22 protein-coding genes are annotated in these 20,430 nt (G+C 72.9%); 9 read left to right on the top strand and 13 right to left on the bottom strand.

Annotated elements, in window-relative coordinates; translation table 11 throughout:
• Window positions 1-7: 7 nt before the first annotated feature.
• From C3V41_RS06265 to rplS, 8 genes are all read right to left on the bottom strand, one after another.
• Window positions 8-1,117 carry a tyrosine recombinase XerC gene (locus tag C3V41_RS06265; RefSeq protein WP_106109549.1) on the bottom strand — a complete coding sequence of 370 codons (1,110 nt, stop codon included), beginning with the start codon at window positions 1,115-1,117 and terminating at the stop codon, window positions 8-10.
• Window positions 1,114-2,553: a DNA-processing protein DprA gene (locus C3V41_RS06270; RefSeq protein ID WP_106109550.1), complete on the bottom strand. Its 1,440-nt coding sequence runs from the start codon at window positions 2,551-2,553 to the stop codon at window positions 1,114-1,116. Before C3V41_RS06270 ends, C3V41_RS06265 begins: the two co-directional genes overlap by 4 nt.
• Entirely contained in the window at window positions 2,550-4,118 is a 1,569-nt protein-coding gene (locus C3V41_RS06275; protein WP_106109551.1) for a YifB family Mg chelatase-like AAA ATPase, read from the bottom strand. The genes C3V41_RS06270 and C3V41_RS06275 overlap by 4 nt, the downstream gene beginning before the upstream one ends.
• The gene (locus C3V41_RS06280) at window positions 4,115-4,648 is read right to left on the bottom strand and encodes a YraN family protein (RefSeq protein WP_106110710.1); all 534 of its coding nucleotides are present in this window, start codon (window positions 4,646-4,648) and stop codon (window positions 4,115-4,117) included. Before C3V41_RS06280 ends, C3V41_RS06275 begins: the two co-directional genes overlap by 4 nt.
• Before the next feature lie 321 nt (window positions 4,649-4,969).
• Complete coding sequence (locus C3V41_RS06285; RefSeq protein WP_106109552.1) at window positions 4,970-5,275, bottom strand: DUF2469 domain-containing protein; 306 nt, start codon at window positions 5,273-5,275, stop codon at window positions 4,970-4,972.
• Window positions 5,272-6,102: a ribonuclease HII gene (locus C3V41_RS06290; protein WP_106110712.1), complete on the bottom strand. Its 831-nt coding sequence runs from the start codon at window positions 6,100-6,102 to the stop codon at window positions 5,272-5,274. The genes C3V41_RS06285 and C3V41_RS06290 overlap by 4 nt, the downstream gene beginning before the upstream one ends.
• 53 nt (window positions 6,103-6,155) lie before the next feature.
• Window positions 6,156-7,250: a signal peptidase I gene (gene lepB, locus C3V41_RS13395; protein ID WP_217350964.1), complete on the bottom strand. Its 1,095-nt coding sequence runs from the start codon at window positions 7,248-7,250 to the stop codon at window positions 6,156-6,158.
• 133 nt (window positions 7,251-7,383) lie between these two features.
• Window positions 7,384-7,731, bottom strand: a complete 348-nt coding sequence (gene rplS / locus C3V41_RS06300) for a 50S ribosomal protein L19 (protein WP_106109553.1) — start codon at window positions 7,729-7,731, stop codon at window positions 7,384-7,386.
• 242 nt (window positions 7,732-7,973) lie between these two features.
• On the opposite strand from rplS, the gene C3V41_RS06305 reads away from it, so the two are divergent.
• Window positions 7,974-8,627, top strand: a complete 654-nt coding sequence (locus C3V41_RS06305; protein WP_165271590.1) for a DUF4241 domain-containing protein — start codon at window positions 7,974-7,976, stop codon at window positions 8,625-8,627.
• Window positions 8,628-8,918: 291 nt separating this feature from the next.
• Here the strand turns inward: C3V41_RS06305 and C3V41_RS06310 are convergent, their stop codons facing one another.
• The 4 genes from C3V41_RS06310 to rpsP form a co-directional block, all read right to left on the bottom strand.
• Window positions 8,919-10,544: a GNAT family N-acetyltransferase gene (locus C3V41_RS06310; protein WP_106109555.1), complete on the bottom strand. Its 1,626-nt coding sequence runs from the start codon at window positions 10,542-10,544 to the stop codon at window positions 8,919-8,921.
• Window positions 10,544-11,101: a ribosome maturation factor RimM gene (gene rimM, locus C3V41_RS06315; RefSeq protein WP_106109556.1), complete on the bottom strand. Its 558-nt coding sequence runs from the start codon at window positions 11,099-11,101 to the stop codon at window positions 10,544-10,546. The genes C3V41_RS06310 and rimM overlap by 1 nt, the downstream gene beginning before the upstream one ends.
• 919 nt (window positions 11,102-12,020) lie before the next feature.
• On the bottom strand, window positions 12,021-12,257 hold the full coding sequence (locus C3V41_RS06320) for an RNA-binding protein (RefSeq protein ID WP_106109557.1): 237 nt from the start codon (window positions 12,255-12,257) through the stop codon (window positions 12,021-12,023).
• 2 nt (window positions 12,258-12,259) lie between these two features.
• Window positions 12,260-12,694, bottom strand: coding sequence for a 30S ribosomal protein S16 (rpsP, locus tag C3V41_RS06325; RefSeq protein ID WP_106109558.1), 435 nt, complete (start codon window positions 12,692-12,694; stop codon window positions 12,260-12,262).
• Between the two features lie 291 nt (window positions 12,695-12,985).
• Between rpsP and C3V41_RS06330 the strand changes: the two genes are divergently transcribed.
• Genes C3V41_RS06330 through C3V41_RS06340 form a run of 3 tightly spaced genes read left to right on the top strand, consistent with a single transcriptional unit; the run spans window position 12,986 to window position 14,936 of the window.
• Window positions 12,986-13,372, top strand: a complete 387-nt coding sequence (locus C3V41_RS06330) for a GntR family transcriptional regulator (protein WP_106109559.1) — start codon at window positions 12,986-12,988, stop codon at window positions 13,370-13,372.
• Complete coding sequence (locus C3V41_RS06335; protein ID WP_106109560.1) at window positions 13,369-14,178, top strand: ATP-binding cassette domain-containing protein; 810 nt, start codon at window positions 13,369-13,371, stop codon at window positions 14,176-14,178. The genes C3V41_RS06330 and C3V41_RS06335 overlap by 4 nt, the downstream gene beginning before the upstream one ends.
• The gene (locus C3V41_RS06340) at window positions 14,175-14,936 is read left to right on the top strand and encodes a hypothetical protein (RefSeq protein ID WP_106109561.1); all 762 of its coding nucleotides are present in this window, start codon (window positions 14,175-14,177) and stop codon (window positions 14,934-14,936) included. Before C3V41_RS06335 ends, C3V41_RS06340 begins: the two co-directional genes overlap by 4 nt.
• Window positions 14,937-15,356: 420 nt before the next feature.
• Here the strand turns inward: C3V41_RS06340 and C3V41_RS06345 are convergent, their stop codons facing one another.
• Window positions 15,357-16,148, bottom strand: a complete 792-nt coding sequence (locus C3V41_RS06345) for a hypothetical protein (protein WP_106109562.1) — start codon at window positions 16,146-16,148, stop codon at window positions 15,357-15,359.
• A gap of 273 nt (window positions 16,149-16,421) precedes the next feature.
• On the opposite strand from C3V41_RS06345, the gene C3V41_RS14505 reads away from it, so the two are divergent.
• The 5 genes from C3V41_RS14505 to C3V41_RS06365 all read left to right on the top strand — a co-directional run bounded on the left by C3V41_RS14505 (window position 16,422) and on the right by C3V41_RS06365 (window position 20,373).
• Window positions 16,422-16,760 (top strand): ATP-binding cassette domain-containing protein, encoded by a 339-nt coding sequence (locus C3V41_RS14505; RefSeq protein WP_174714758.1) that lies wholly within the window; start codon window positions 16,422-16,424, stop codon window positions 16,758-16,760.
• A complete protein-coding gene (locus C3V41_RS06350; protein ID WP_174714759.1) occupies window positions 16,715-17,428 on the top strand; it encodes an ABC transporter ATP-binding protein in 714 nt (237 codons plus the stop codon). The genes C3V41_RS14505 and C3V41_RS06350 overlap by 46 nt, the downstream gene beginning before the upstream one ends.
• A gap of 41 nt (window positions 17,429-17,469) precedes the next feature.
• On the top strand, window positions 17,470-18,282 hold the full coding sequence (locus C3V41_RS06355) for a hypothetical protein (RefSeq protein WP_106109563.1): 813 nt from the start codon (window positions 17,470-17,472) through the stop codon (window positions 18,280-18,282).
• Window positions 18,279-19,421 carry a sensor histidine kinase gene (locus C3V41_RS06360; protein WP_106109564.1) on the top strand — a complete coding sequence of 381 codons (1,143 nt, stop codon included), beginning with the start codon at window positions 18,279-18,281 and terminating at the stop codon, window positions 19,419-19,421. Before C3V41_RS06355 ends, C3V41_RS06360 begins: the two co-directional genes overlap by 4 nt.
• A gap of 289 nt (window positions 19,422-19,710) precedes the next feature.
• Window positions 19,711-20,373, top strand: a complete 663-nt coding sequence (locus tag C3V41_RS06365; RefSeq protein WP_106109565.1) for a response regulator transcription factor — start codon at window positions 19,711-19,713, stop codon at window positions 20,371-20,373.
• Window positions 20,374-20,430: the final 57 nt, after the last annotated feature.

Consider the following 20,430-nt stretch of genomic DNA (forward strand, 5'->3'; position numbering starts at 1 on the left):
TGGCCCCTCAGGCTCGGGGGAAGGCCTGGGCGTAGGCCGTGCGCAGGCGCTCTGGTGTGACGTGGGTGTAGCGCTGCGTCGTCGCCAGGGAGGAGTGCCCCAGGATCTCCTGGACACTGCGCAGGTCGGCCCCTCCGCTGAGCACGTGGGTGGCGGCGGAGTGGCGCAGCCCGTGGGGGCCGAGGTCCGGGACCCCGGCGGCAGCCGTCGCGCGGTGGACGACCTGGCGCACCGTGCGCGGGTCGATCCGCCCCCCACGCGCACCCAGGAAGACGGCGTCCCCCGACCCCGGCCCCGCCAGGCGGCCGCGCACGGCCAGCCACCGTGACAGCGCCCGGGCGGCAGGCAGGCCGTAGGGCACCACCCGGTCCTTGTCCCCCTTACCCACGACCTGCAGGGTGCGTCGGGAGGGGTCGAGGTCAGCCCGGTCCAGGCCCACCAGCTCAGAGACCCGGATCCCGCTGGCGTAGAGGATCTCCAGGATCGCGTGGTCGCGTACCGACAACGGCCGGTCACCCCGCGCCGCCTGCCCGGCCACCTCCATGACCTGGCGGGCCTGGTCCTGGCTCAGGACCGTGGGCAGGCGGTTGTCAGCCCGGGGCGAGCGCAGGCGGACCGCCACGTCGGCCCCCAGCAGGCCGCGGCGGTGGGCCCAGGTGGAGAAGGTCCGGATGGTGGCACCGCGGCGGGCCATGGTGGCACGCGAGTGGCCCGTCGCGGCCTGGTCCGCGAGCCACGCCCGCAGGTCGGCCAGGCTCAGGCCCGCCAGGACGGGGCTGACGTCAGCCTCCTGGTCCGGCCCCGCCCCCAGGAAGGTCAGGAGCGCGTCCAGGTCACCGGTGTAGGCGCGCACGGTGTGCCGGGACAGACCCCGCTGGAAGTCCAGGTACCGGGCGAAGTCCTGCGTGAGCGCGCCCCGGGTGAGCCCGGGGTCGTCCTGCCCTCCCGGGGCGGCGTCGGCCTGGGGGCTCTGTGCGGACCCGCCCGGGCCGTCCCCGGTGCGGGCGCCGTCACCGCTCCCGGTGCGGGTGACGGCTCCCCTGGTCCGGGACCGGCTCCGGCCCCCGCCGACGCCCCTCCGGGACGTCCCAGCGCCTGCGGGCCCATGTTCGCTCATGCGGCCACCTTACGACGCCACCGCTCCCCCTCCTGCTCCACACGCCCGGACAGCTCCAGGAGGCCCAGGGCCGCCAGGACCTGGGGGACGGAGAGCCCGGCACTACGCGCCACGGACTCCGCTCCGGCCGACCGCCGAGCCGGGAGGGCGTCCATGACCAGGGCGGAGTCGCCGTCGAGCCCGTCCAGGAGCCCCTGGCCCTGGTTGCGGGGCTGCGCCTCCTTGCGGGCGTCGGCGTCCTGGGCGCCTACGGGCAGGAGGAGCTCCAGCACCTCGTCGACGTCAGTGACCAGGACCGCACCGGCCCGCAGGATCCGGTGGCAGCCGACCGAGGCCATGGAGGTGACCGGGCCGGGTACGGCCCCCAGGGGACGTCCCAGGTCCTGGGCGCAGCGGGCGGTCGACAGGGCGCCGGAGCGCCAGGCGGCCTCGACCACCACCGTCGCCTGCGTCATGGCGGCGATCAGGCGGTTGCGGCTCAGGAACCGGTGCCGGGCGGGGCTGCAGCCCGGCGGGACCTCGGCCACCAGGGCGCCCTGCCGGATGACGGCCTCCAGCAGGGCCGTGTTGCCGCCAGGGTAGAGGCGGTCCACTCCCCCGGCGCTCACGCTGACCGTGCGGCCGCGGGCCAGGGCACCGCGGTGGACCGCCGCGTCAATCCCGTAGGCGCCCCCGGAGACCACCACGCAGCCGGCCGCAGCCAGGCCCCCGGCCAGCTCGGTGGCGACCTCCTCCCCGTAGGCGGTAGAGGCCCGCGCCCCCACCACGGCCAGGCAGTACCCCGTGGCCACGCCGTGAGGGACCCGGTCCTCCCGGGTGGGCGGGCGGTCCGGGAGACCCCACCCCCGGGGCAGCTCCTCCGGGGCCTCCTGCCCTACGGACCGCTCCTCCGGCGGATCCTCGCCGGGGGCCTCCTGGTCCTCGGGCCCACCGGCGTCCTCCTCGTCCGGCTCCCCACCGGGTCCCTGGCCCTCCTGCGGCTGGGACGCCCCTTCCAGGAGGTCCTGGTCCTGGGCGCTGACCAGGAGGGCAGGATCCCCCCTCACCCACAGGCACATGGGTGGCTGGGCCAGCTCACCCAGGCCCGGGGGCCACCACGGGTCGCCCGGGGTGAGCAGGCTCCCGCCCAGGCGCTCCAGGACATCGAGCTCACGGCGGATGTCCAGCCCGCTCAGACGCGGCGCCCACCTGCCTACCGCCTGGGCCCAGCGGGCACTGGCGACGGCGGCGTCGTGGCACGAGGGCAGGGGCGGGCGGGGGCTGGTGCGCGCCTCCCCCTCAGGGGTCAGGCCCTCGGACAGGAGCCACTCCAGGGCCGGGCCCGCGCCCAGGTGACCGACCAGGGCGGCGGCCGCGGCGTCGGCGGGCTCCACCAGGCGGGACCAGGTGGCACGTGCCAGGGCCTCGTCGTGGACGTCGTAGGGCAGGGACGTCATGGGCGTGCTCCTCTCATTCTCAGGGCCATGGCACCGCCAAGGTCCTCCAGGGTGGGTGAGGCGTGGCCCCCCAGGTCGGCCAGGGTCCAGGCCAGGCGCAGGACCCTGTCGGCGCCGCGCAGGGACAGGTCGCCGGTCTCCAGGACCCGCATGAGCCGCGCCACGACCGCCGGGTCGGTGCCTGAGGCGGCGCTGCGCAGGTACCGGCCCGGGACCTGGCAGTTCAGACGCCAGGGCGTACCGGCCAGACGCCGTGCGGCCCGCTGCCGGGCGGCGGCCACCCGGGCGGCCACGGTCCTGCTGGACTCCGGGCCCTCGGTCAGGGCCAGGTCGGTGGCGCTGACGGGGCGGACCTCGACCTGGATGTCCACGCGGTCCAGCAGGGGGCCGGAGAGCCGGGAGAAGTAGCGCCGTCGTTGCAGCGAGGTGCAGGTGCAGCCGGTCCCCCGCCCGCTGGCGCCCCCGCAGGGGCAGGGGTTGGCCGCCAGGACCAGCTGGAAGGCCGCCGGGTAGGTGGCCCGTCCCGCGGCGCGGTCGATCGAGACCGTGCCCGACTCCAGGGGCTGGCGCAGGCAGTCCAGGACCCCGCTGGCGAACTCCGGGGCCTCGTCCAGGAACAGGACGCCGCAGTGCGCCAGGGACACGTCCCCAGGGCGCGGCGTCCCGCTGCCGCCCCCGATGACCGCGGCACGGGTGGCGGTGTGGTGCGGGGCCCGCAGCGGCGGGGTGCTCAGCAGGCCGGACTCGGCGCGGAAGGTCCCGGCCAGGGAGTGGATAGCGGTGACGGTGACGGCGTCGGACGGCTCCAGGGGAGGCAGGATGGTGGGCATGCGCTGGGCGAGCATGGTCTTGCCGGCACCCGGCGGGCCCACGAGGAGCAGGTGGTGCCCGCCAGCCGCCGCGACCTCCAGGGCGTGACGAGCACCACGCTGGCCGACGACGTCAGCCAGGTCCAGGTGGCTGGTGGGCTCAGGCTCCTGGTCCGTGCCCACCGTGACCTCCTGGAGCGCCCGCTCCACCAGCGGGTAGGTGGCCGTCGGCAGCCTGCCCCCGTAGCGATCCACCAGCTCCCCCACATGGGCCACCGCCGTGACCTGGGCGCCCGGGACCAGGCGCGCCTCGCTGGCGGACGCGGCCGAGACCACGACGTCCCGCACCCCGGCGGCGACGGCGGCGTGGACGGAGGGCAGGACCCCTCGTACGGCGTGGACGCTGCCGTCCAGGCCGAGCTCACCGACGTAGACGGTCCGGGCGAGCTCGGGCAGGGCCTGAGCGGGCAGGGCGTCGCGAGCCCCCAGCACCGCCAGGGCCAGGGCCAGGTCGAGCCCGGTACCCGACTTGGGCAGGTCTGCCGGGGAGAGGTTGACGGTCAGACGCTGCTCCCCCCAGCGCAGGCCGCAGGTGGTCAGGGCGGCACGCACCCGCTCCCGCGACTCCCTGACGGCGGCGTCGGGCAGCCCTACCAGGGTGAAGCTGGGCAGGCCGGGCGCGGCGTGGGCCTCGACGTCCACCAGGTGGCCGTCCAGGCCGGTGAGGGTGATAGCGAGGGTCCGGGCGAGGCTCATCCCTCCCCCACCCCCTCGTGGTGACGCAGGAACACGGGCTGACCGGGGCGCAGCAGCAGGGAGATGACGTCCAGGCGCAGGCCCTCGTGAGGTACCTCGTGGCTGGCCGCCCAGGCACCGGCCAGGGCCCGCAGCCGGGCGACCTTACGGGCGTCCACCGCCGCACCGGGCGGCCCCAGTCGCGTGCTGGTGCGGGTCTTGACCTCAATGACCACCAGGCGGGGCCGGGAGCCTTCCCGGGGCTGGAGGGCGATAATGTCGAGCTCCCCGCGCAGCCGCGGACCGTCTGGCGCCTGGTCGGCGGACCCCGGGGCGCCCGGGGCCCCTGGTCCGGGCTGCTGGCCAGGCCTCCTTTGCCCGCCACGACGGCCGGAGGAGGGACGCCAGTTGCGCTCCAGGACCTGCCAGCCCAGATCCGTAAGGTACCGGGCTGCGATCTGCTCGCCGCGACGCCCGACCTCCCGGGGCGCAAGTCTCGCAGGTCGCTGGCAGAAGTCGGTGTCCCGGGGGGCGGGACGGGTTGTGGTCATGCGGATCACCTCCGTCATGAGGCTGCACCGCCGCGTCCTGCCCGCGCCACCGCGGGCTTCTGGACCTGTGGAAAACCTCCTGTCCACAGGCTGGAGGCGACGGGTGACGCCGCGCGTCCCCGCGCCCCGGGTATGTCAACCGTACGTCATGAGGCCCCTCGGATCCGGGGTGCCCGGTGGATCCGGGGTGCCCGGCGCGCCGCTGCCGGAGCCGCACCGCCAGCGGGCCTTGCCACCCCCCGGCGAGGAGGGGTGAGGCGCCAGGGACCTGGCCAGCGACGTCAGCCGACTCGCCGGACAGCCCCTGTGCCCCGGCAGCCGTCAGGAGGGCAGACCCATCTCCGGCTTGGCCAGCTCCTCCACGTTGACGTCCTTGAAGGTGACGACCTGGACGGACTTGACGAACCGGGAGGCCCGGTAGATGTCCCACACCCAGGCGTCCTCCAGGGTGAGCTCAAAGAAGACCTCCCCGCCGTTGGTGCGCACCTGGACGTCCACGGAGTTGGTCAGGTAGAAGCGTCGTTCCGTCTCCACGGCGTAGGAGAAGAGGCTCACCACGTCTCGGTACTCGCGGTAGAGCTCTAACTCCAGGTCGTTCTCGTAGGCCTCAAGATCCTCAATACTCACTGGATTATCATGCCCTGACGTTCATGCTTCTCCAAGCCGGGCAGGCGCCAGCTACGGCGGTGCTGGTCACTTGCACCCAGCCGCGCCAGCCCCTCCACGTGCGCCCGGGCCGCGTAGCCCTTGTTGCTGGCCCAGCCGTAGCCGGGATCCTCCAGCTGCCTCATGAGCCCGTCCCGGTGGACCTTGGCCAGGACGGAGGCCGCGGCCACGACGGCGCAGTGCGCGTCGGCCCTCACCCTGGTGCGCACTGGCGGGGTGAGCCCGGGGGGCAGGGGGGCACCGTACTCCCCTGGGTCGCGGGCCCCAGCCTCCTTGGCGCCCGCGTCCTCCAGCCCACCAGTGCCCGCGTCTTCTAGCCCACCGGCACCCAGCGCCTGGGCCCCACCGGCACCCGGCACCTGGGCCCTGCCAGCACCCGGCACCTGGTTCCCGGCGCCCGGCCGCCCCGCCAGCGTCGTGAGCAGGTCCTCGTGGGGCCGGCTGAGCCAGTCGGCGCTGCCGTCCAGGAGCACGACGTCGGGCAGGTGGCCCCGGGCGGCGACCTGCGCCAGGGCCCGCAGGCCCGCCAGCCTCAGGGCGCCGACAATGCCGTGGGCGTCGATCTCACCCGGCGTCGAGCTGCCCAGGGCCCAGTCCTCCAGCCACTGCCGGCACGGTCCCACCAGGTCCTCACGCCGTCGGGCGGACAGGAGCTTGGAGTCCGCCAGGCCGGCGGGGAAGGCCTCCGGCGTGGCGGCGCCGACGACTGCCAGGCCCACCGTGACCGGGCCGGCCAGCGCCCCTCGCCCGACCTCGTCCATCCCTCCCACCAGCGGGAACCGCTCCATGAGGGCGCGCTCGACCAGGCGGTCGGGGACCGGTCGGGAGGCTGGCCTGCGGCTCACCGGGCCGCGGGGACGCCGGCGAAGACGTCCTCCCCCTCGCCCAGGCCGTCCCAGCGGCTCACCGGCCAGATAATGCTCTTGGCCACCCCCACGACGTCGCTCAGGGGGACGAAGCCGCCGTGGACGTCATCCATGTGCGCCCGGGAGTCCGCGGAGTTGGAGCGGTTGTCCCCCATGACCCAGACCATGGAGTCGGGCACGGTGACGTCGAAGGCGACCTCGGAGGGCGAGACACCTGCCTTGACGTAGGTCTCGTGAAGGACCACCCCGTTGACCGAGACCGTCCCCCGCCCGTCGGAGACGACCCGGTCCCCGGGCATTCCGATCACACGCTTAATGAGGTGGTGGCCCGAGTCCTCCGGGAGGATCCGGATAAGGATGAGGCCGTCACGGATGAGCCCTCTCAGACCGGTAGGGTCAATGCTATTCAACCAGTGATCAGGATCGCGGAAGACGATAATATCGCCGCGTTTAATGTCGTCGGAGTCATACATAGTCACCGCTACCCGGTCACCGTTGACCAATGTGCTCTCCATGGACCCAGTAGGAATCTCGAAGTACTGGATGACAAAGGTCTTGAACAGCGCTACGAGCAGGAGAATGACGACGAAGGGGACCAGGAAGGACCCTCGGCGTGGCCGACGGCGTGCAGGTCTGCTGCTCTCGGAGTCGTCCGACGATGTCGGGCGCTCCTGGGGCGGGTAGGAGGGCGGGAGGTCCTGCGGGTCGTCGTCCTGCGGACCGGCCTCGCCCTGGGAGCCGTCCTGGGTCTCAGCCTGGGAGCCGTCCTGGGTCTCTCCCTGGGAGCTGGCGTCGTCGGCCTGGGAGGCGTCGTCCTGCGGCTCGTCCCGGGAAGCGTCCTGGGCCTTAGCCTGAGTCCCGGCCTCGGGCTCGGTCTCAGGCTCGGCCTCGGGCTCGGTCTGGAGGCGGGCAGCGTCCTCTCGGGAGGCACCGTCCTGCGACTCGGTCCGGGGGCAGGCCTCGGACTGGGGGCGGGTCCCGGGTCGGGCGCCGTCCGCCTGCGGGGCGTCGTCCTGCGGCTCGTCCCGGGCGTCGGCGGTGGGCTGGGCGTCGTCCTGCTCGGAGGTCACGCTAATCCCTTCACTCGTGTGCTCCGCTGGCGCGGAAACCTGCCGTGATCCTACCTACCCGCCACGCGAAAGGGCGCCCGCAACCGCTGTGGTCACGGACGCCCTCACCCGCGGGCAAGGCTGCCCTGGGACGTCAGGCCTCGCGACGCTCCTTGATCTTGGCGGCCTTACCACGCAGGTTGCGCAGGTAGTACAGCTTGGCGCGACGAACGTCACCACGGGTGACGACCTCAATCCGGTCGATAGTGGGGGTGTGCACCGGGAAGGTGCGCTCCACGCCCACCCCGAAGGAGATCTTGCGGACCGTGAAGGTCTCGGAGACACTGGCGCCGGAGCGCGCGATCACCACGCCCTGGAACACCTGGATACGCGAACGGCTCCCCTCCACGACCTTGACGTGCACCTTGACGGTGTCGCCAGGGCGGAAGGCGGGGACGTCCTCGCGCAGGGAGGCGGCGTCGATCTGGTCAATGAGGTTCATGGTTCTTCTCCACGCACGTGCCACTGGTCATGGGCGCTTGGTCGGCGACACCTCACGGGGCGTCGGTGCTCGTGCCCGCAGGTCCCGCTCGGCAGGGGCTCCCCAGTGGCAGAGCCGCTCCCGGGCCCGGGGCCAGGCAAGTGTGCCACAGCCCCTCAGCAGGCGGCGAGCACAGGGGCGAGGACGTGCGCGACCTCACGGCGTGTTTGACACCGCGGAACCGGCTACGGAACCATCACCGCATGAAGATCACTGACTTCCACGCCCTGCACCCCGGTACGGTCCGCGACGGCGAGGGGGACGAGGTGACCCTGAGCGTCCACGACCTGGGGACGCTGCGCGTGCCCTCGGGACGGGTGCGGGTCTGCGACCCGTTCGTCAACCTCGACGACTGCCTCGAGTTCGCGGTCCCGCCGGGAGACTACCCGGTACGGGTCACCATGGCCGACTGTGAGGCCTACTTCTCCCTGGTACTGGGCGAGGGGGAGGCCGCCAGCGTCGAGCCGGCGGCCTCTGTCGAGGGCGCCCCGGAGCCCGGGAGCTGCTGGCTGGTCCCCGTGGACGCCGGGACCGTGGGCATGGTCGACGCCGACGCCGTGGAGCGGTGCATGCCCGAGCTGAACGATGAGTGCGACTGGTACGAAGAGATCTTTGACAGCGGGGAGCCGACCTCCTGGTTCGAGCTCATGGACTCCGAGGAGCACTACCAGCCCGGACTCGCCAATATCGTCATGCCGCTGGCGACCCACGGCGAGAACGTCGTCATGAGCCACTCGGGGTTCGGTGACGGCTCCTACCCGGTGTACCTGACCCGCGACGCCGCGGGCAGGCCGCTGGGACTGCACATTGACCTCCTCCTCATTGCGCCCGAGGAGGACGAGGATGACGAGGGCTGAACGGCCCGCCCGGGCCGGAGCCTAGGCCGGGGCCGCCTAGCAGGTTCTGCCGGAACCCGGCGAGGAGCGCGGAACAGCTCGCCTGGGTCGGGGCCGCCTCGGCCCACGTGATCTGCGACTTCCGGGCCCCGGGAACGGCCCGCCTGCGACCACCTGGCCGCGGACCCGGGTCGGTACTGCGAGCGCGAGCCCGTGGCCTGGGGTCGGGGCCCGCAGCCTGTGGCCGGGGCTCGCAGCCCGGGGCTCATGGCCTGTGGCCGGGGCCCGGGGTCAGTGGGCTAGCGGCTGCCCTCAGCGGTCCGGGAGCCGACGCACCATAACGACGTCGCGGCAGGCCCGTCCGCCGACGTCGTAGCTACGTGTTCCCACCACCGTGAACCCGGCCCGCCGGTAGGCCTTCTGGGCCCGCCTGTTACCGGTGTGGGTACCCAGCCACAGCAGCGTGGCCCCGGCCTGCCGGGCCTGGTGGAGGGCCCGCTCCAGGAGCGCGGCGGCCAGGCCTGAGCCGCGCAGGCGGGCGTCCACGTACACCTTGGACAGCTCAGCCACCAGATCCGTGTCCCCGACCTGGACGCAGGACGGCCTAGCGTCCAGCCCCTCGGGCAGGCGGCCGCCGTCCCGGCGCTCCAGGATCAGGGCGCTGTAGCCCACCACCTCCCCCGGGGCGGGCACGTCGGCCCCCGGTGGCACCGCGCGCCCGAGGGAGGCCAGGGTCAGGAGCACACGCGGGTCCGCGGCCCAGGAACTGAAGCGCTCTGCGGTGAGGTGAGTCGCAATGTGCTCGGCGACCCGGTCCTCGCTGAGGAAGGGTGGGCAGGCGTCGGGGAAGGTACGGGCCGCCAGGGCCGCCAGGCACTGGGCGTCCTCAACGCCAGCGGCCCGCAGCCCCACGGGCACCGGGTGGGCGCACCCCACCGGCACCACCCAGCCCAGGGCCGCCAGGCGGGCGCGGTCGGCGGCGTCCAGGGCGGCGGCGTCCAGGGCGGAGACCATGTCCGGACGGCGCCGCGCGGTGCGGGTCAGGGCCTGGTCCCGCCGGGCACGGGCAATACGGCCGTGGTCCCCCGACAGCAGGACCGGGTCCACGGCCAGGTTCCGCCAGGTGGTGGGCCGGGTGTAGACCTCGTGCTCCAGCAGCCCGTCAGTGCCGTGGGACTCCTCGACCACGGAGTCCGGGTTGCCCAGGACCCCGGGCAGGAGCCGGGCCACCGCCTCGATCACCACCAGGGCGGCCGCCTCCCCGCCGTTGAGGACGTAGTCGCCGACAGAGAGCTCGCGCACCTCCACGCCCCGGGCGCGGTAGTGCTCGGCGACGCGGGAGTCAATACCCTCATAGCGTCCGCAGGCCAGGACCAGGTGCTCGGCACCGGCCAGGTCCTCGACGACCCGCTGGGTCAGGACGTCCCCGGCGGGGGTGGGGATGACGAGCACAGTGCGGCCCCGCTGCGGGGCGTCCGTCCCGGTACCGGCTGCCTGGGTGGGTGCCCCCGCCGTCCCGGTACCGTGTGGTCCGGCTGGGGCGGGCAGCTCGGTACGGCCCGGTCCGGCCGGGGCGGCCCCGGCGCCACCAGGTCCTGGCTCGATCCCGCCACCAGCTAGGAGGGGGGCAGCACCACCCGGAGCCGTCGTCGTCAGCGGGTCCGGCCCCGGGGCGGGCAGGTCCAGGACGGCGTCGAGGGCCCGACCCCACACGTCGGGACGCATGACCATGCCCGCGCCCCCGCCGACCGGGGTGTCGTCCACGGTGCGGTGGCGGTCGTGGGTCCAGTCACGCAGGTCGTGGACCCGCAGCTCCAGGAGGTGGTCCTGGCGCGCCCTGCCAATGAGGGACAGGTCCAGGGCCTGGAAGTAGTCGGGGAATATGGTGACGACGTCGTAGCGGCGTGTGCGGGCCTGTCCCTGGTCTGCGGCGGCCACTAGCGCGCCTCCTCGGCCTGCCCCGAGGCGGGGAAGAGCCCGCCGGGTGGATCCAGGGTGAGGGCGCCGGCCTCCAGGTCGACCTGCGGAACCAGCGCGGTCACGAAGGGGACCGCCACCTCCTGCCCGTCAGGGGTGCGCACCACCAGCCGGTCCTGGGCGACGCCGGGTTCCAGGTCCGTCACCGTGCCCAGGACGTGCCCGTCAACGTGGAGGGCGCGCAGGCCCACGAGCTCGTGTCGGTACCACTCCTGGTCGTCACGCTCGGGGTCACGTTCCTCGGCGTCGGTGTCTACCAGGAGGCGCAGGCCGCGCAGCGCCTCGGCGGCCGTGCGGTCAGGAACCCCCTCAAAGGCGGCGAACCAGCGGGCGCCGTCGGAGCGCAGCCGCGAGACGGTCAGGGTAGCGGGTGCAGGCCCCTGCCAGCCGCCGGGGGCCTCCACGGGCAGGGTGGTCCCGGGGGCGAGCCGCCCCCGGGGGTCGTCGGTGCGGATCGCAAGGCGGACCTCGCCCTTGAGGGCGTGGGCGGGACCGATGACGGCGACGGTAAGCAGCACGCGGGGCTCCTGGGTGGCTGGTAGGTGTCCGGAACCGACACTACCGGCTGAGGCGTGCCGGGAGAGGGCGGGGTCGGGATGCGGGCAGGGTCGGGCGTGGGCGGGGCCAGCTGACCACGCCGGCCACGAGCGCACCACCGTGGTCAGGAGCCGGGAGCAGGCAGGAGCCACCACGTCCCGGGCACCAGCACGGCCAGTGGGTCACGCCGTACAGCTGGCGGGTCGCACCGCGTGGCCAGTGGGTAACGCAGGGCACGCCGTACGGTTGGCCGGTCGCGCCGCGCGGCCAGTAGGGCACGCCGGGCGACCAGCGGGTCACGCTCGCACTGCACGGCTGGCCCCGTGGGGCCACCGCGTGCACCCTAATCCCCGCCGGGTACCGGGGTGCTATGCGCGGCCCTGCTGGGGCTGGTACCCGGTTCTGTCGCAATCTGAGGATCAGAACCACCCACACCCCGCTCCAGCCTTTGTGCACTTAATGTCCACGCAGGTCAGAGACTTGTCCGCCAGCGCGGCCAAAGGTGGGACCCGTTCTGATCCTCAGATTGCGTCAAACGCGGGAAGCCGGGGCGACCGAAACCTGGGAGATTATTTGGATTACTGCATATAGTGTTACCGGAGGGGTCGCATCCACCCTCGGGAGCCCTTACAGTGGCGGCGAGAGCCGCTCAAGGGCACCTGAACGGGACGCCCGCGCAGGTCAGGCCCGGTGAGACAGGGGCTGTCCGTTCTCGCGAGCAATAAGTACCGTTCTCACGACGAACAAGTACCGTTCTCACGGCGAATAAGTACCGTTCTCGCGAGCAATAAGTACCGTTCTCACGGGGAATAAGTACCGTTCTCGCGGTGGGAGGGGGTGGGGACGGCGGCGGCCCGGCTCCCTGAGCGGGGCCGGGCCGTCCGTCAGCTGACGCGATGCCTACCGGCGGTCGGTGTCGACGACGTCGACCCGCACCGGCGCCTCCGCCAGGGCGCCGACGACGGTGCGCAGGGCGCGGGCGGTGCGACCCGAGCGGCCGATGACACGACCCAGGTCCTCGGGGTTGACCCGCACCTCCAGCAGGTCGCCGCGGCGCAGCGAGCGGGAGGTGACGGTGACGTCGTCAGGGTTGTCGACGATCCCCCGCACGAGGTGCTCGAGCGCGTCGGCCAGCATCCTCAGGCCTCCTCGGCGGGAGCCTCGGCCGAGGCCTGGGCGGCCTCCTTCTCGGCCTTGGCCTTGGCCGCCGCGGCCTTGCGCTTCTCGGCGTCGTCGGCGACGGCCTTGACGGCGGCCTGGGTGGCCACCGCCTCGGCGTCGGCGTCCTTGACCCTCAGGGTGCCCTCGGCCCCCGGCAGGCCCTTGAACTTCTGGTAGTCGCCGGTGATCTTGAGCAGCTTGAACACGGCGTCGGTGGGCTGGGCGCCCACGCCGAGCCAGTACTGGGCTCGCTCGGAGTTGATGCGGATGAGCGAGGGCTCCTGCATCGGGTCGTACAGGCCGATCTCCTCGATCACACGGCCGTCGCGGCGCTTACGGGAGTCGAGGACGACGACCCGGTAGAACGGGGCGAACTTCTTGCCCATGCGCTTGAGGCGAATCTTGACTGCCACTTGGTTGAACTCCTGGTTCTGGATGGTTTGGCTCGCACTGGTCCCCGGTGGGGTCAAGCAACAGTTTCCGGTGGTTGCCGAGACGCGACTGGGTCCGGGAGAGGGGCCGTACTCAGCCGAGTACAGCAGAGGATTCTGCCAGAACGCCCCCGCAGGCTGCCAGCGGCGGCGCCACCCGGCGCCGGGACACCGGTGCGAGATCTCCCACAGAGTCCGTCTTGCCACACCCCTGGTTCCGTGGTTAACTACTCATGTAACTAACCAACGAAGTCCTCGAGGAGGTGCCCACCCTTGCCCCACTTTGACGACGCGTCCCCCATCTACCTCCAGATCGCCGAGGAGATCCGCACCCAGATCCTCAGTGGCGACCTGGCCGAGGGGGCACGCCTGACCTCCACCACCGAGTACGCCACCCGCTACCGCATCAACCCGGCCACCGCGAACAAGGCCGTCTCGCTCCTGGTCGACGAGGGCCTGGTGGTCAAGCGACGCGGCATCGGCATGTTCGTGGCCGAGGGCGCCCTGGAGAACCTGCGCCGCTCACGGCGCACCACCTACACCGACGACGTCCTGCACCCCGCGCTCGACACCGGGCTCGCACTCGGCCTGAGCTCCACCGAGTTGCGCGACGCCGTCGCCACCCACCTGAGGACCCGCACCCCCAAGGAGACCCGATGAGCACCCACCGCCCCGCGCCACCCACCCCTGAGAGCGTCCCCGAGACCTCCTGCGAGACCGCTCCCGGCGGGCCGGCCATTGACGTGACCGACCTCGGCTACCGCTACGCGCGGGGCGGCGGGCCGGCCCTGACCGGGCTCACGCTCACCCTGCGCCCCGGCACCGTCACCGGCCTGCTGGGCCGCAACGGCTCAGGCAAGACCACCCTGCTGTCCCTGGTCTCCGGGGTGCGTCGCCCCACCAGCGGGACTCTGACCGTGGCCGGGCGCCCCGCCTTCGACGACGCCACCACCATGGCCGCCACCGCCCACCTGGGCGGCCCCCGCACCCTGATCGAGGACTCCCCGGTGCGCCGCTCCCTGGACCTGTGGGCCGCCACCCGCCCCGGCTGGGACGCCCAGGAGGCCGCCCGGCTCATGGACCGCTTCGAGGTCCCCCTGCGCACCAGGCCCTCACGCATGTCCCTGGGCCAGCGCAGCGCCCTGGACGCCGTCCTGGCCCTGGCCTGCCACTGTCCCGTGCTGCTCCTGGACGAGATCCACCTGGGCATGGACGTCGTGGTACGACGCCGCTTCTGGGACGAGCTGCTGGCCACGTACCTGCGTGAGCGCCCCACCGTGGTCATCTCCTCCCACCAGGTCGACGAGATCGAGGACCTCCTGGAGGACGTCGTCGTCCTCCACCGTGGCCGCCTGGTCGCGGCAGGCACCGCCGACGAGCTGCGCACCGCCCACTCCCGTCCCGGCCAGGGGCTCGCCTCCCTGAGCGAGACCCTCATCGACATCACCGAAGGAGACCTGTCATGACCGCCGCCATCCACGCCGCCCGGCCCCGCCAGCCCCGTCCCGACCAGGAGCAGGCCAAGACCCGCACCACCTCGCCCACGTGGAGGCTCACCCTCCTGGCGCTGCGCGAGCTGGCACCCATCCAGGGCGTGATCCAGGCGGGGGGCGTCGTGGTCGTGACCGTCCTGCTCGTCATGCAGTCCTCGGGGCTGCTCCCAGAGCCGTCGAGGCTGCCCGGGGTCCCGGCGGGCACCAACTTCGTCTTTGGCGGCTACTGCATGTGCGCCTTCGTCTGCGCGGCCTACCTCGCCTTCACCCAGGGGGTCGTCATGGCCACCCGCACGCCGGCGTCACTGCGCGCCGGGCTGACGCGGGGTGCGGTCATGGCGCACCTGACCCGGACCGGGGAACTCCTCGGCGCGGCGTCCACGGCCGTGTGCGGGCTGCTGACGATCCCCGACGTCCTGCTGAAGGACCAGGTCACGGGGGTCCACCTCGCCACGGTCCCGCAGCTGGCCGTGCTGGCTGCGCCAGCGGTCCTGCTGTGCTACCTGGCGGGCGCAAGCGTCACCCTGCTCTTCCTGAGGTACCCCTGGTGGGTGGGCACCGTGGCGGTCCTGGTGGGCCTGAGCCTTGGGTCCCTGTGCATGGAGCAGGCCATCACCCACTGGGGCACGCCCTGGGCGGCCGCCTGTACCGCCCTGGGCATCGCCCTGCTGGCGGCCGCGGGCCCGCTGGGGACCTGGCTGCTGCTGCGCCGCTACGAGCCGCGGCGCTGAAGGACACGGGCCGGGCCCCACCCCGCTGAGGGAGGAGCGGGTACGCCGCCCCGGCAGTGCGGGCCCCAAGCGGCGTCGGCGGGTGCCGCGCTCGGTCCAGCCGACGCCACCTCGGCAGTGCGGGCCCAGGAGCCAGGCATGGTGACGGTGGCCCACGGCCGGGTGTCGTGGTGCGGGCCGGACCCCGGGAGCCAGGTCTCGCGACGTCCTCGACCACGACCGTGGTTGAGCAGGGCCCCGGGGACAGGGCGGCGGTGGGTGCCACAGCAGGAGCTGTGGCACCCACCGCCGTCAGCGGCCCGACCGAGCACCGTGGGCGCCAGGGCCCAGGGCGCCCACAGTACTCGGTCGGGCCCAGGAGTCACCTCGTCACGCAGGGCGTCGGACAGGGGGCGCCGCCAGCGCCGACAGGCCCAGGGCTCAGAGCACCGTCACGGCGTAGGTCCCGTCGAACTGCTGGGGCAGGATGTCGTGCTTGCGGCCGGCCGTGGTGGTGGCGTTCTGCCACTTGCTCATGTCCGTGTACGGGGCCACCACGCCGTCGGTGGTCCACCGGATGACGGGCCAGCGCCGCCCGATGTTGGAGGAGGTGTGGTAGACGTGGCTGCTCACGTACCTCTCAAGATCCGGGTCGTCCGTCTTCATGTCCGTACGGCGCTCGGCCACGGTCATGTCCAGCAGCTTGTAGTACTGCGAGTCCGGCCCGGGCGTGTCGGTGGCGTAGAAGTAGATGGAGAGCATGGACCCGCCGACCAGGTAGCCGTCGGCGTCCTTGGAGTCCGACTTCCAGGAGGCGTAGATGTCGCAGCCGCCCACCTGCGTGACGTCGGTGGCGGCCTCGACCTTGACGACCCAGTTCATGGGCGTCTCCTCGACCCAGACGGGGGCCTTCCACTGGCTGCTGACCGTCAGGACAGGCTTGGTGGTGTTCTCCTTGTTCGACTTAAAGCGCCAGTACAGGACCGTCCCCGCGGGGATGACGCCGCCGTCGACCGTGGCCGCCAGGGAGATGTCGAGCTTCTGGTAGTCGTCGTTCCCGTCGTAGTAGGTCAGGGTGCAGATGTCCCCGGTGGGTGTGGTGGACGCCGCGGCCGCGGCGGCCGGGGCGCCGATCGCGATGACGGGGACAGCCCAGGCGGCGCCCGCAACGACAGTGCGGCGCCTCAGGCCGCTGGGGACGTCAGAGCCGCTAGAGGAGACAGCGGGAGACATGGGCAAGGACCTCCACAGGTCGCAGACTTAAGGTTCAGGACCCCCTGGGGCGGAGTCGGCACAACCGTTCCCGCCTCGCAGAGACTGTTCTCCAGTGTCTCACAGGGACTTCTGAAAAATCCCCGGTTGTTACGCCTTTGTGATGGATACCTCGCCCGCCGTCGAGGTCCGAAAACCTTTCTCACCAGCGCTTTTACCTCATGACACCTGTCATATCACGCCCGTGACAACGCTCAGTACCGCTGCCGCCCCGGACGGCGGAACCTGGTACCCATGAGCACGCCCGCCCCCTCAACCAGCACCGTACCCACCGCCTCACCCGGCACCCCCCGCAGCACCACCTCACACGCCTTCTCCACCCCCGCCATCGCCCTGTCAGACCTGAGGAAGACCTTCGGCGCCGTGCAGGCGGTGAACGGCCTGGACCTGAGCGTCGGCCCCGGTGAGGTGGTCGCCTTCCTGGGTCCCAACGGCGCGGGCAAGTCCACCACCCTGGACATGGTCCTGGGCCTGACCCAGCCCACCAGCGGCACCGTGCGCGTCCTGGGCTCGACCCCCGGCGGGCCGTGGCCCAGGGCCGCATCGGCGCCGTCCTCCAGGACGGGGGCCTGACGGACAACTTCACCGTGGCCGAGACCCTGCGCGCCACGGCCTCCATGCAGTCCCACCGCGGGGACCTGGGCGACCTGGTACGGCAGACCGACCTGGCCGGTATCCTGCGGCGCCAGGTCGAGCGCTGCTCGGGAGGGGAACGCCAGCGCCTGCGCCTGGCCCTGGCCCTCATGACCGCCCCCGCCCTGCTCGTCCTGGACGAGCCCACCGCCGGCATGGACGTGACCAGCCGGATCGCCTTCTGGGACACCATGCGCTCCCAGTCCCACTCCGGACGCACCATCGTCTTCGCCACCCACTACCTGGAGGAGGCGGCCTCCTTCGCCGACCGGATCGTCATTATCGCCTCGGGGCGCCTGGTCGCCGACGGCTCCGTGGACCAGATCCGCGCCATGGGCGAGGGCGCCCTGGTGACCGCCTCCTGGCCCGGCCTGACCCCCCAGGACCTGGACCGGGCCTGGGCGGCCGCCGCCGAGCGCGTCCCGGTGCTGGCCGCCTCGCTGCTGAGCCGGACGGTGCGCGGGGAGCACCTGGAGATCCGCACCACCGCGCCCGACGACGTCGCCCGCTGGCTGCTGACCGCCACGCCCGCCGAGAACCTGGGGGTCAGCGCCACCAGCCTCGACGACGTGTTCACCGCCCTGACCACCACGCCCGCCAGGGCCTGAGCCCACCCCACCCGGCAACGATTCTCGAGAGAAGCACCCCCATGACCACCGCCACCACCACGCCCCGCCTGCGCCCGGCCCGCCCCGCCCTGAGCTACCTCGCCATTGACGTGCGCCGCACCGTGCTGAACCCCGCCAACCTGTTCTTCGTCGTCCTCTTCCCTCTGGCCATGTACCTCCTCTTCGGGGCCATACAGTCCTACGCGGACACGGACGTCAACGAGCACGGCAACGTCGCCGCCTCGGTCATGCTGGCCATGGCCTCCTACTCCGCCTGCCTGGGATCCACCTCCTCCACCTCCGCCACCGCCGTGGAGCTCTCCGGGGGCTGGGGCCGTCAGATGGCCCTGACCCGCTCGGGCCTGCGCGGCTACTGGGGCGTCAAGCTGGCCACGGCCAGCTTCAACGCCCTCATCCCCATCGCGGTGGTCATGGTCGCCGGGGCGTTCACCGCCGTCCGGCTCGACGCACAGGGCTGGGTCCTGGGCCTGCTGCTGTCCCTGCTGGGCACAGTTCCCTTCGCCCTGTGGGGCCTGGCCATGGGCTCCCTGCTGCCGCCCCAGAGCGCGGTGGGCATCGCCACCTCCCTGGTGACGCTCTTCGGGTTCCTGGGCAACGCCTTTATGCCCCTGAGCGGGACCCTGCTGGCGGTCGGACGCCTCACCCCCATGTACGGGGCGAGCGCCCTGGCCCGCTGGCCCCTGACCCAGGGCACCACCTACACCTACTCCGGCGGCGACACCCACGCCACCCAGGAGCGCCTGTGGGTGGTGGTGGCTAACCTGGTGGTGTGGACCCTGGTATTTGCCGCCCTGGTGGTGGCAGCCCGACGTCGTTCCACCCGTCGGGCGTGAGCACCCGCCTCGTGGACCCGCGCAGCCACGCGGCCCTCACCCCGGGGCCGTGGTGGCGGCGGGTCGAGTGGTCCAGCACCCTGTGGATCCTCTTCCTGCTGGTCCCCTTCAGCATCGTGGTACTGGCCGACGGGCTGTCGGCCCCCCGCAGGGCGTGCGGGCTGGTCGGCGTCACCAGCTTCGCCGCGGTCTACGCCTGGACCGTCTCCACCTCACCGCCCTGGCACTCGGTACCCCCTGACGCCAGCCTGTCCGAGCAGCTGTCGCCGCTCCTGCCCGGACTGGTCCCCATGGCCCTGACGACCGCCCTGTCCCTCCCGGGACTGGGCTGGGCCACGGGCTACTACCTGCCGTTCCTGTACGCCTTCATCCTGTTCACCACGCCGGCGCGTACCGGCCTGCCGGTCGTCGTGGCCGCCAACGCCTGCGCGCTCTGGGCCGCCCTCATGCTCACCCCCACCGCCGAGGCCATGTGGACCATCCTGGGCAGCGCCTGCGCCACCCCCACGATCATCTTCGCCAGGATAGGCGACGAGCGCAGCCGCCGACGCCTGGCCGCGGAGGAGGAGCTCAACGTGGTGCGCCAGCGCGAGAGGATCGGCCGGGACGTGCACGACATCCTGGGCCACTCCCTGACGGTGCTGACCCTCAAGGCCCAGGTGGCCCGTCGGCTCGTGGGGCGGGACCCGGAGGCGGCCGTCCGCGAGCTCGACGAGATCATCTCCCTGGCCCGCTCCTCCCTGGCCGACGTGCGCGCCACCGTCACCCGCCTGCGCACCCCGGACCTGGCCAGCCAGGTCGAGGCCTCCCGCACGGCCCTGCGGGCCGCAGGGGTCACCGTGTCCCTGGAGGGCGACCCCCAGGCGGTCCCCTCCGGACAGCGCGACACCCTGGCCTGGGCGCTGCGGGAGGCCACCACCAACGTGGTGCGCCACGCCGGGGCCGGGCACGTGCGGATCACCCTGGCGCCGGGGCTGCTGCGGGTGGCCGACGACGGCGTCGGCCTGGGCGGGGCGGTCCCCGGCAACGGCCTGAGCGGCCTGCGCCAGCGCGTCGAGGCGGTCGAGGGTTCCCTGAGCGTGACCAGCCCCGACCCGGGCACCGGACGTGGCACCCTGGTGGAGGTGAGACTGCTCTGAGGCGCCGGCGTCCCCCGGCCGGCTGGACGCCCGCCCGCACAGGCCGGGCCCCGGCCAGCTGGCACCGTCCTGGCCAGCCGGACGCCCCGGTCCCAGCCAGACACCTCGGTCAGCCGGACGCCCGCCCCGGCCAGCCAGCCAATAGCCCTGCCCCGCCTGCACAGACCGAGCCGACACGCACCGCCTCGCCTGCCCCGGACGCCCGCCCGCACAGGCCGGGCCCGGCCGCCAGCGTCAGCCGGTCCTCACGGCGGACACCCCTGCCCGCACAGACCGAACGGAGCCCGTCATGACCCCACCACCAGCTGCGAACCCGACCACGGCGCCCGGCAGCGCCCCGCAGGCCCCCATCCGCCTGCTCATCGCCGACGACCAGGCCCTGGTACGAGGCGCCCTGGCCACGCTCCTGGACCTGGAGGACGACCTGGAGGTGGTGGCCCAGGTGGGCAGCGGGGACGAGGTGGTGGCAGCGGTACGGGCCCACGACGTGGACGTGGCCCTCCTGGACATTGACATGCCCGGCAAGGACGGGCTCACCACCACCGCGGAGCTCAGCGCCGCGAACCTGGGCTGCCGGGTCCTCATTGTCACCACCTTCGGGCGGCCCGGCTACCTCTCGCGCGCCGTGGAGGCCGGGGCCAGCGGGTTCCTGGTCAAGGACACCCCGCCCGAGGAGCTGGCCGAGGCCATCCGCCGCATCCACGCCGGGGGGCGCGTCATCGACCCCACCCTGGCCCAGGAGCTGGTGATCCTGGGGCCCGACCCGCTGTCCGCACGCGAGAAGGACGTCCTGCGCCTGGCCGGGAGAGGAGCGGACGCCCGCACCATCGCCGCCACGCTGTTCCTGGGGGAGGGGACCGTGCGCAACTACCTCTCCAGCGCGATCGCCAAGACCCAGGCCCGCAACCGTACCGAGGCGGCCCGTACCGCCGAGACCAACGGCTGGCTGTGAGGCCGCCTCCCCGGCGACCGGCGCACCGGTGCCGGGGGTGGAAAACCATCACGGTCG

Source organism: Actinomyces sp. oral taxon 897, from assembly GCF_002999235.1.
Classification (GTDB): domain Bacteria; phylum Actinomycetota; class Actinomycetes; order Actinomycetales; family Actinomycetaceae; genus Actinomyces.